This window comes from Bradyrhizobium pachyrhizi (assembly GCF_001189245.1).
GTDB classification, from domain to species: domain Bacteria; phylum Pseudomonadota; class Alphaproteobacteria; order Rhizobiales; family Xanthobacteraceae; genus Bradyrhizobium; species Bradyrhizobium pachyrhizi.
Genome location: NZ_LFIQ01000047.1, coordinates 21,112 through 31,741, shown reverse-complemented (window position 1 = coordinate 31,741; position 10,630 = coordinate 21,112). Strand labels below are relative to the sequence as shown.

The 10,630-nt window shown below is 62.8% G+C and carries 9 protein-coding genes; 6 read left to right on the top strand and 3 right to left on the bottom strand.

Going from position 1 to position 10,630, the window contains the following annotated elements:
• Window positions 1–264: 264 nt before the first annotated feature.
• Complete coding sequence (locus AKL29_RS07515) at window positions 265–1,134, bottom strand: SDR family NAD(P)-dependent oxidoreductase (RefSeq protein WP_050383660.1); 870 nt, start codon at window positions 1,132–1,134, stop codon at window positions 265–267.
• A 160-nt stretch (window positions 1,135–1,294) separates the two neighbouring features.
• Here AKL29_RS07515 and AKL29_RS07510 point away from each other — a divergent pair, with 160 nt between their 5' ends.
• The 6 genes from AKL29_RS07510 (at window position 1,295) to AKL29_RS07485 (ending at window position 6,683) form a co-directional block, all read left to right on the top strand.
• Complete coding sequence (locus AKL29_RS07510; RefSeq protein ID WP_028333151.1) at window positions 1,295–1,699, top strand: response regulator; 405 nt, start codon at window positions 1,295–1,297, stop codon at window positions 1,697–1,699.
• Window positions 1,700–1,814: 115 nt separating this feature from the next.
• Window positions 1,815–2,426 (top strand): LysE family translocator, encoded by a 612-nt coding sequence (locus tag AKL29_RS07505; protein WP_050383659.1) that lies wholly within the window; start codon window positions 1,815–1,817, stop codon window positions 2,424–2,426.
• Between the two features lie 691 nt (window positions 2,427–3,117).
• Window positions 3,118–4,320, top strand: coding sequence for a GGDEF domain-containing protein (locus tag AKL29_RS07500; protein ID WP_050383658.1), 1,203 nt, complete (start codon window positions 3,118–3,120; stop codon window positions 4,318–4,320).
• 86 nt (window positions 4,321–4,406) lie between these two features.
• Window positions 4,407–5,027 (top strand): peptidoglycan recognition protein family protein, encoded by a 621-nt coding sequence (locus tag AKL29_RS07495; protein ID WP_050383657.1) that lies wholly within the window; start codon window positions 4,407–4,409, stop codon window positions 5,025–5,027.
• A gap of 199 nt (window positions 5,028–5,226) precedes the next feature.
• Window positions 5,227–5,604 (top strand): VOC family protein, encoded by a 378-nt coding sequence (locus AKL29_RS07490; protein WP_028333155.1) that lies wholly within the window; start codon window positions 5,227–5,229, stop codon window positions 5,602–5,604.
• A 218-nt stretch (window positions 5,605–5,822) separates the two neighbouring features.
• The gene (locus AKL29_RS07485) at window positions 5,823–6,683 is read left to right on the top strand and encodes a L,D-transpeptidase (RefSeq protein ID WP_050383656.1); all 861 of its coding nucleotides are present in this window, start codon (window positions 5,823–5,825) and stop codon (window positions 6,681–6,683) included.
• A gap of 1,489 nt (window positions 6,684–8,172) precedes the next feature.
• Here AKL29_RS07485 and AKL29_RS07480 read toward each other — a convergent pair.
• Window positions 8,173–8,844: an aminoglycoside phosphotransferase family protein gene (locus AKL29_RS07480; protein ID WP_244481819.1), complete on the bottom strand. Its 672-nt coding sequence runs from the start codon at window positions 8,842–8,844 to the stop codon at window positions 8,173–8,175.
• A 340-nt stretch (window positions 8,845–9,184) separates the two neighbouring features.
• The gene (locus AKL29_RS07475; protein WP_152977468.1) at window positions 9,185–10,204 is read right to left on the bottom strand and encodes an OmpA family protein; all 1,020 of its coding nucleotides are present in this window, start codon (window positions 10,202–10,204) and stop codon (window positions 9,185–9,187) included.
• Window positions 10,205–10,630 lie beyond the last annotated feature (426 nt).

Sequence of the window (10,630 nt, the reverse complement as noted above, 5' to 3'; positions counted from 1 at the left end):
TAACAGTTGCCGGCTTTCGCCGGGACGACAGGTGTATGCGTGTCGGCGCCGCAGGGCCTCACGTCGCGGCGTTGTGCGTTCGCTCACTGCTCGTGCAACATCCCCGGTGTCGTCCCGGGCTTGACCCGGGACCCATAACCACAAATGTCGGTTGGTTGCACGACGCTGTGGCCCCCGCGTGTCTCGCCAACCCGATCCTGTGGTTATGGGTCCCGGCTTTCGCCAGGACGAAGGGTGATGCGCGGGTTGCTCCGCGCCATTGTGCTACTGGCTCGCCCTCGCGGCATCGCGCGCGATCCGCCGCGCCGCCGTCTTCTCCATCATCCGTTGCATGGTTTTCCAGTAGGTCGCCGGGCGGAAGCGTTGTAGCAGGTCCATGAAGTATGCGTCCTTGCCGATCAGGATGCGCGGCTGGTTCTTCTCGATGCCGGCGATGATGCGCTGTGCGGCCGCGGTCGGCGTGGTCCTGGCCAGCGCGTCGAAGCGCTCGATCGATTCGGCGCGGCGGGCATTGTCGGTGACGCCGGTGCCGGCGCGCGAGTTGCGCGCGATGCTGGTGGCGACGCCGCCGGGATGCACCACGGACAGGCGCACCGGGCTGTTCGCCACCGCAAGCTCGTGGCGCAGGCTCTCCGAGAAGCCGCGCACCGCGAACTTGGCCGCGCAATAGGCGCTCTGGCCGGGCGGGGCGATGATGCCGAAGATCGAGGAGACGTTGACGATATGTGCCTCGCGCTGCCGCGAAAGCTGCGGCAGGAAGGCGCGGGTGCCGTGCACCACGCCCCAGAAATTGATGTTGAACAGCCACTCCATCTGCGCCTGATCGAACTCGCCGAACTCGCCGAGCAGCGCGACGCCGGCATTGTTGACGACGATGTTGAGCGAGGGATGCGCCGCAACGGCGGCCTCCGCGAATGCCGTGATCTGGTCCGGCTCGCTGACGTCGAGGCGGTGCACGGTGACCTTGCGCGGGCTCGCTTTCGCGATCTCCGCGGCGGCGGCCTGCAGGCCGGCCTCGTCGCGGTCGGCGATCGCCAGATCGCAGCCGCGCAGCGCCAGTTCATGCGCGAGCGCGCGGCCGATGCCGCTGGCGGCTCCGGTCACGGCAGCGGCGGATCCAGGGATCGCGGTCATGTCGGGTGAGCTCCATCTCAACGGGGGTGGTGGTTGCCAGGCGAGGAACACGGCATTTCCACGCTTTTCTCAAATTGGAACTGAACCATCCAGTGATTTTGGGCATTTAATCTATGTTACGCGCTCGAACCGAAGCATTCAAACCAAGGGAGCCACACCCATGGGACAGTCAAAGCCCTATCGTGCGAAGGCCCTGGTGGTTGAGGACGACCCGATGCAGCGCGAGATGATCGGGCTGCTGCTGGAGGAAAGCGAGTTCGACGTCATCGCCTGCGAGAGCGCCGAGGCCGCCGAACTGGTGTTGCAGGGCAACGGCGACAACGTCGTGCTGATGATGACCGACGTCGAATTGGCCGGACACATGACCGGCATCGAGCTCGCTTATGCCGCGAAGAAATACAGGCCCGATCTCGACGTGATCGTCACCTCGGGCAAGCCGCTGCGGCAGCGCCTGCCCGAAGGCGCCTTGTTCTGGGCCAAGCCCTGGGCGCCGCTGGACGTGATCCGGGTCGCCGAGATGAAGGCGTCGGAGCTTTCGCATCGCGGATGGCGCAGGTCGTCATAACGGGGTGCCGGCGCCGGCGCCGGGCGGAGGCCGGCAGCCGCTTCCGCCGTCCCCGTCGCCGTGATATTGGCGGACGATGTCCCGCTCGCCGAGGATTTGAAGTGACGGATTTGAAGTGACCTGGTCCTTTCTGCTGACGTCGCTGATCGTGGTGGCCTCGCCCGGCACCGGCGTGCTCTATACGCTCGCGGTGGCGTTGACCCGGGGAGCGCGGGCGAGCGTGGCGGCGGCGTTCGGCTGCACGCTCGGGATCGTGCCGCAGATGATCGCGGCGATGCTCGGGCTCGCGGCCATCCTGCACACCAGCGCCGTGGCGTTCGCGGCGCTGAAATGGGTCGGCGTCGTCTATCTGCTCTACATGGCCTGGCAGGCGCTGCGCGAGCGCGGCGCGCTCGCCGTCGACACCGAGATCAAGCCGCGCTCGCGCCGGCGCGTGATCGTGACCGCGATCCTGATCAACATCCTCAATCCAAAGCTGTCGATCTTCTTCCTGGCCTTCCTGCCGCAGTTCATCGCGGTCGACGAGCCGCATCCGCTGGCGCGGATGGTCGAGCTCAGCTGTGTCTTCATGGCGATGACCTTTGCGGTGTTCGCAGTCTACGGGCTGTTCGCCGCCTCGGTGCGCGACCGCGTCATCACCCGGCCGAAGGTGATGGCCTGGCTGCGGCGGAGCTTTGCCGCGGGCTTTGCCCTGCTCGGCGCCAGGCTCGCCTTGGCGGAGCGCTGACGTCGCGGCCGTCAGGCCCTGATGCAGGCAATAAAAAAGCAGGCGTTGCGCCTGCTGCCATGCGCCCCGCCAGTTCGGGGCCGATCGATGTAGGGTGGTGAATTCGAGGTTGACGTCGCTGCGACCGGTCGTCCCGGTCCGGGTGCCCGGGCAGGGCGAGAGCCGCTACCCGGGCTGGAATTCGTTACTTCTTGGCGGCCTTCTTCTTGGTGGCCTTTTTCGCCTTCGCCTTCTTCGCCTTCTTCGCTTTCTTAGCCATAGTATCCTCTCAGGGTTTCATGGATTGAACGCGACTCCGAGGCATGCTTGGCGGAGGGCCAGCCTCGCAACATCCTCGATATCAAACTCAGCAGATTCGGAGGCTGCTGCCGCGTGCTGTCACGGCGCCGTCATCGTGTTATCCACAACTGTTACGCGTTTTCGTCAGCTTTTTCGCAAAGCGTTGCGCATGTCGCGCGTCGCGGCGTCGTCGCATCCGTCATGCTTAACGATGCGCAAACGGCGGATGCGCAGATCTTCATCGATTCAAAACCACAGCGCGGATTGGCACGTTGTGGGTGACGCTCCGTTAAGCGGCGCGGCCGCATGCTGTTCCGCAAGACAACGGGGATTGTCATTTGAGGAAGCGCCCGGAGGGGGCAGACGGTCATTTCAGGAGAGGCGAGGCCGATACGGCTCTCGAACAGGGGCGATGTTGAGCGTTCCGACGCTTTGGACGGTATTCATTATCAATTTTCTCGCGCTCGGGCTGATCTGGGCCTATGTCGCGCGGAGCTATCCTGCTTTCGGCGCGGCGCGGTTCTGGACCGCGTCGGCGCTCGTCGCCTCCGCCGGCGCCAGCTGCGCGATGCTTCGCGTGATGCTGACGGACTCGCTGCTGCCGCTGCTTGCGGCGGGGACCTTGATGGTGTTCGCCGCCGGCCTTGCCACGATGGGCATCGAGCGGTTCTACGACAAGCCCGCGACCTGGCGCGCCACGTTGCTGACCACAGCGCTGGCCTTCGCCGGTCTCGGCACCTTCATCTTCGCCTATGACAGCATGCCGATGCGCATCCTGGTCTACACCATTGCCCAGGTCACGCCGTTCGCGCTGACGCTGAAGCTGTTGCTGTCGTCCGAGAACGGCCGCGTCAGCCCCGGTGCCCGGCTCGCCGGCATCGTCGCCTCCGTGCTGATCGGCATCTATGCGCTGCGCGCCGTCGGCGCGCTGCTGCAGCCCGGCGAGTTCTCCTTCGTCCGCTTCTCTGCGGGGCAGTCGCTGGTGATCCTGCTGATGGTGTTCCTGTCGATGGCGCTCAATTTCGGCTTCCTGCTGATGGCGATCGACCGGCTGCGCAACGAGGTCGCCGACCTCGCGCTGCTCGACGATCTCACCGGCGTCGGCAACCGCCGCCATCTCCTGCAGCGGCTGACCGAGGAATGCGCGCGCTCCGACCGCAACGGCGAGGCGTTCGCGCTGCTGGTGATCGACCTCGACGGTTTCAAGGGCATCAACGACACCCATGGCCACGCCGCCGGCGACGCCTGCCTGCAGCATTTCACGCTGATGGCGCAGACGCGGCTCCGGCCAGGCGACATGCTGGCCCGCACCGGCGGCGACGAGTTCTGCATCGTGCTGCCGTCCTCGACGCTGCGCGAGGGCGCGATAATCGCGCGCCGCGTGCTCGAGGTCTGCCGCGCCGATGCCGAGCAGTGCACCGGCAGGGACATCCCGATCGCGGTCTCGATCGGCGTCGCGCAATGGACCCGCGAGATCGGCCTGCATCCCGATCGCCTGGTCGCCGCCGCCGACCACGCGCTCTACGATGCCAAGAAGGGCGGCAAGAACGGCTACGCGACCTACGAGCCGAAGCTGCCCGAGACGGTCGAGGCGAGCCTGCGCAAGCGCGCCTGAGGGTGCTAAAGCATGATCCGGAAAAGTGCGAAGCGGTTTTCCGAAAAGATCATGCTGAATAGAGAGACGACACCGGATCTTCCGTGATGATGCTTCGCCTGCTCACCGCGCTCGTTGCACTGGTCCTGTCCGCTGCCGCGTCAGCCGAAACGCCCGATCTCGCGACCATCGCGCGATCGCAAGGCACGCCCGAGATTCCCGGCTTGAAGATGGTCTGGCTGGCACCCTGGGGCGACGTCACCAAATCGCATCCCTGGCGCAATATCATCGTGCACCAGACCGAGGGGCCGCAGGGCTCGGCGCGATATGGCGCCGAGGCGCAGCACAAGAACCCGACCCGGCGCGGCGTCATGGTCTGGGTCGAAACCGACGGCACGGTCTATTGGGCGGTCGCCGACAACCTCGTTCCGACCCACACAGACGGCGCCGATCGCAACGACAACAAATACGTCGACAACAGCAAGACCTATCACCAGGTGAACAAGGACACGTCGATCGGCGTCGAATTCGCCGGCAATTATCCCGACGTCACGACGGGCCCGACCGACGCACAGGTCGCGGCCTGGCGGGTGCTGGTGAAGCTGCTGCGCGCGCGTTACGGCATTCCGCCGGAGCGCGTCTACGCCCACAACTGGATCGACTTCAAGGATGCCCGCTACTGCGAGGGCTGCACGCTCGCCACCATGGCGCGAGAGTGGGGCGAGTAGGGCGGCGTACTCATCAAAATCCGGGACGCCGGCGTTCGGGGACGAAGCGGCAACCCGACCCGACCTCAGGGATACCGCCTTCTGACCCGAAGCGGTCATGTGGCTGTCCCAACCCCGACTCCCACCTTAAAGGTGACAAATTTTCAGACATTGAGAAGAGCAGGCGAAAGTTTGCTGCGTGACGTCGGAGTGCACCAAGATGAGCCCTTCCGGAGCTTTGATCGCGATCCTGCCGTGCAATGACCTTGATGCGTCGGAGCGGTTCTACAATCGGCTGGGCTTTGCGCGCCCGGACGGCGAAAGGCCTGCTCCGGGAGAGCCCGACACCTATCGCATGCTGTCGAACGGGAAGGGCGGATATCTGCATCTGACGGACGCGGTCGAGGGATGGCTGACGCCGGGCAGAAACCCTTTTGGGCTTTATCTTTATCTCGAGAGTGTTGATGCCGCGGCCCGCGAATTTCAGCAATCGCCCGAAGACAAGCCGTGGGGGATGTACGAATTTGCGGTCTCTGATCCAGATGAAACGCTGGTCCGTGTCGGTTGGCCAACCCGCCTCCGCACCGGAGCGCAATAATTCGTCTGCTTTTGGCCCCTAGCCGACATAGCCAAGAGCGCCTGCTTTGTCCGCTTCGTCGGATGGGTGGAGCCGGCGATCGAATGTGGACGATGGGTGTTGCAGAACAAGGACTGGCGTTAACGACGCTTGGCGATTTCCAGCTTGAGCGACATCGCTTCGAAGCTTGTTAAAATTTGCCGGATACCCCTTCCGGGCATAGCGATCAGGGGAGAGGTATGGGTAAGCGAGCCAAACGTGGAAAGACCGAGACGCTCGCGCTACCGGTGGCCGGAAGAGTTGCAATCGGCGCAGTAGCCGCTGCCGCATTGGGGTACGGTTTGCTGTCGCGCCCGGCGAGCGTCCAACCGATACGGAAGCAAGCCGCGCACCAGGCCCCGGCGCCATCGACTCCTATTCACGTAGCGGCACCGGTTCAGGTTCCAGCGCAAGCTCCGGTTCCAATCCCGGTCCCCGCGCCCCGGATCGAAACACCAGCCGTCGCTGACGCTCCCGGAAAATTTGTTCGGCAGGTGGTTGACTACGTCAGTCACCAGCCGCCGGGCACCGTCGTCATCGATACCGGAAACACATTCCTCTATCTCGTTCTGAACGGCGGGCAGGCGGTGCGCTACGGCATCGGTGTCGGCCGCGAAGGTTTCACATGGTCCGGTGAACAGGTCGTGGCCCGCAAGACAGAATGGCCGGACTGGCGTCCGCCGGCAGAGATGATTTCGCGCCAGCCTTATCTGCCGCGGTTCATGGCGGGCGGCCCCGGCAATCCGCTCGGTGCCCGGGCGATGTATCTGGGCGATACCGAATACAGAATTCACGGCACCAACAAGCCCGATACGATCGGGAAGCGGGTTTCGTCCGGCTGCATCCGGCTGACCAATGACGACGTCATGGACCTCTATGATCGGGTGAAAGTCGGCGCGAAAGTGATCGTGCTTCCGGCACAAGCCGCCCATCGACCATTCCCGGGCGCGCCGCCCGACGCTGCCGTCTCATCGCAGGAACCGGCGTCGCCGTCGAGCCGGCCCTCGGCAGCCAACGCGCAACCGCAGTCATCTCGACCGAAGATGGCCGACGCCCAGTAACTCAATTCCTCTGTCCCAGATCTACAACTTGAGAAGCAGCCCCTGATCAAAATGGGCTAGGTGGCCGCACCGGAACTTGCGGCATGCCAGGCGTCGGTGCGCTGTATGAGACCGTATGATCGCGTGCGTGGGGCATTGGTAGTAGCGCGCTGCAGCAACAGCGGTTTCTTGTGGATCAAATTCGGGAAAGTCGTAGCGTCGTGAGTAGAGGCTGTGCCGCTACAGCCTTCCAGCCCCGGCAGCCCCAGCTCACCCCCTGAGCTGGGGCTTGCCCGTTCCTCGTTCGATGGTCGATCGAGATGGATGACGTCGAGTACGGCCTGATAGGTCTAGCGATCGTTTTATTCGTCGTCGGCGGGGGCGCTCTTCTGCTCGGATGATCAGCGCTACAACCCCCACACCATCGCGATGGCCAAGAGCACCAGCATGCCTTATCGCATGGTCGAGGTGTGGTGGAACGTCGGCCAAATCCGCACGACTGAGCACATCGTAAATCGGCAAATGCCCGCGGCAATTGCCATCCCGAACTAGTCCTAACCAACAGACGGGCAGGCAAATCGCGTGCGCAAAAGTAGTAGCGCGCCGCAGCATTGCGGTTGGCAGTGGATAGAAACTGGGAAAAAGGCGCAATGTAGCGTCGTGGGCGGAGGGCGGCCGCCACAGCCTCCGAAGCCGCGTCAGTTCCAGCTCAATCCGCCTTCCAGCTGGGCGCACCGGACGGGGAGGGAGATCTCATGAAGGCAGCGCTCTTGGCATTATCGCTCGTTGGTCAGCCGCCCGTACAAATTTCAGACAGTGTTCCCAACTTCGATATCAACGCGCTTTGCGCGGACGTTTCCGTTGACGATAAAGCGTCGGGACTTCCCCAGGACGCGAGTAAGTGCGTGAGTGACGAGGCGGTTGCGCGGCAGCAGCTAAACTCGATCTGGCTAACTGTCCCGGCAGGACCGCGAGAAAGTTGCGAACTCGAGGCGGGGTCAGGGCAAGTACAAAGCTATGTCGAACTCCTCATTTGCTTGAAAATGATTGACTGGGACTCGCCATCGACAGTGCCCTCTCAGAGGCCCAAGCAAGGTTCGAAAACGCCAGGCAATTGAGCGCCGTTCGAAGAATTGCGGTTGAAAGAGGCCGCCAGCTGAGGCGGCGGTAGGTCAGTTTGAGAACTGCCCCCCGAGAGATTTTCCTTGGTTAAATAACGATGTTTACCAGCTAGGACGGAACGGCCCTATTCTTGGGCTGTGAAGCGTACGGAGAGGTCACCATCATGTTGGCCGATCAAACGCACGGACCGGCAAAATGAAATGGCTCCGATCTGGCGGCCAGACCGGAGCCATACGCGCGACCAAGACAATTCAGTCTTCCGAGCGCAGGGCCGCCTCGACGCGCTGGATCAGCCGCTCCCGCATCTCAGGCATGGCCCCGCCGAGCAGGAGGAAGACGCGGACGATCGGCAAATAGGGCTGCATCGCCGCCGTCAACGCCGCAGGGGCTATGCCGGCCAGCCGCGCATACTCCGCCTGCAGAACCGAATTGACCGTGGCCCGCTCCGGATCGTCGGCATGTTCCGGGCAAGCTCGGCAATCAGGACATGGCACTGTGCAATCTCATAGGCGGCGGGCGCACGAGCCGCGCCGAGCCAGTCGATCAGTCTCGGACCCTGCGCCGTCATGATCACGTTGCCGGGGTGAAGGTCGGAATGGCACAGCACGTCATCGGGCGCGAGGTGCTCGATCAGCGCGAGGACGCCGGTGGTGATGCGCTCCGGAAGCACGCTGCCGCCGAACCGCAATCTGGCGTCCATCGCCTCGCGCAGCGAGAGTGCGTCCGGCGGCGGTCGCGTCTTGTGGACGGCACGGCAGAGCGTCGCAAGGATTTCGCCCGCTTGTTCACGCGTGATGGCGCCGGTGCGCGTAGCCTGCGTCAGGGTCGGCCCATCGAACCGCGGCAGCACGATGCCAAAGCGGCCGTCCAGGGTGACTTCGCCGAGCACCTCCGGCGCTGGGCCGCCGGCGGCGAAGACCGCGCGGGTCATTTGCGCCTCGTGCCGGACGACCCACTGCGGGATACCTGGCCTGGACAATTTGACGACCTGACCGGGTGCCCAGGCGTGGACATCAGCGAAGACGCCTTGGCCGATCTTTTCCCCCAGCGATCCCTGCATGCCCGTTCTCCGCCGTGCAGAGGAAACACCGGCGGCGAGCAAAAAGAAACCCCTCCGTCGCGGGGCCGCCGGACACCATGATCGCCTTGTAACCTGCAGAGACCTTCGTCCACTCCGCAAACTGCGACATCAAAGAGCATCGCATGCTGCGATGTCGCACGTGGTTCAGCCCTGCCAACGTAGCCGGTTAAACCGGTACGATGCCTGCTCACCCTCTTCTGCTGTGGATCAGAACTCGGCGAGCACCCGGCTGGTCGACCGTTCGTGGAGCGGCACCAAACCGTGGGCTCGAAATTCTCTGCGCTAGCGGCAAGGCTTTGGCGAATCTCGTCCGAGGCCTTTAGCTCGGTTCAATCCAATGGGAAGGATTCGAGACGTACATGGTTCCTCGCGTCAAGAAAGCGGACAATTCAAGTCCCACACCTAAAAACGGCAAGTCGAGCACAATGACGCCCGAGCCCTTGGCTGCCTCGAATCCTCCGTACAGCGTGTGGAGTGCATTTCTCACGTTCTGAAGCAAGCCAATAGCCGTAAAGGTGTTTCGCGTATTCAGCGCGGGTGCCACGTACCTGCCGTTTTTCAAGCCATCGATGAAGTACTTGCTGTTATGGATCGATTGCAGTGCCGATTTCGAGATCAGCTTTTCGGTAAATGCGACATTGACGCCCCAGTCATTCAGGGGTTCACGGTGCAACTCATACGGAACGCTGAAACCAAAGCCGATAACGGCAACGGCCCCTCCGCTGCCTCCAAGACCAAGTCCCCACCGGCTGCTAATAATCTGGAGATCGAAGGTCTCCAAATCTCCCAGGTTCACGACGTACGCGGTCGTGCTCTCGATGCCGCCGATTAACAACTGTCCGCCGGACTTGACGCCGAAGCCAAGCCAACGCTTGAAGAATTTGCGTTCCTCCGGATAAAATTGAGGTTTCGGTTGAGGCGGCGGTGGCGGCGGTGGCGGTGGTGGATTTGGCTTAGTCCAAACTGAGATGATCACACCGCGCCAGCTTTCGTTTTCCACCCCATCCATTTCACCTGCGTACTTGGCCGCGCGTTCCCCTTTCGCCACCTCGAGCGCAACTTTGAAATTGTTGGGCACTTGCTTGCGAAGCAAATCAATTACGGCCCGCAGCCTATTATGCGACAATTCCATGTTGAAATCGTCGCTGCCGGTACGACTTGCAAGTCCTATAATTGTAAGGCTTCCTCCGCTCCTCAATTTTGGAGCGACGACACTGATCAGCCAGTTGGAATGTTCCGGCTTTATGGCGAACTTGCCGACTTCAAAGTTGAATAACTTCGCCGCAATCGTATCCGGTGCCTGCGATCCGTACTCCTGGATTTTTCCGGGTGATGCCATGCTGACTATCTCCCAACGGAGAGACCGACTGCGGAACGGGTAGAACCCGGATTGAAATATCCGCGTATCAATGGGTCGCTTTGGAGTTTATGCCGGTTCATCGTCGCCCTCGGATTTCCCGTCAGCGACTTGAAGGGTGCCGTCGAAGTCGGTGAAGGCGAAGCCATAAGACACTCCGTGGTTTTCGGCGGAATGAGCGTACGGCGGCTTGGGTTTCATCGCGATGTCGCGGCATAGCGCGGCAGTGGGCGAGCAGGGCCACGTACTCCATTAAAATCCAGGACGCCTGCTTTCGGGGACGAAGCGGAAACCCGATCCGAGTTCGGGGATATCGCGTTCTGACCCGAAGCGGTCCGGCACGCGGATGGCGCGTCGTCGCGCGCGCCATCCGCTCCTACAATCTATCTCTTGCTATCCCTTGCGAAG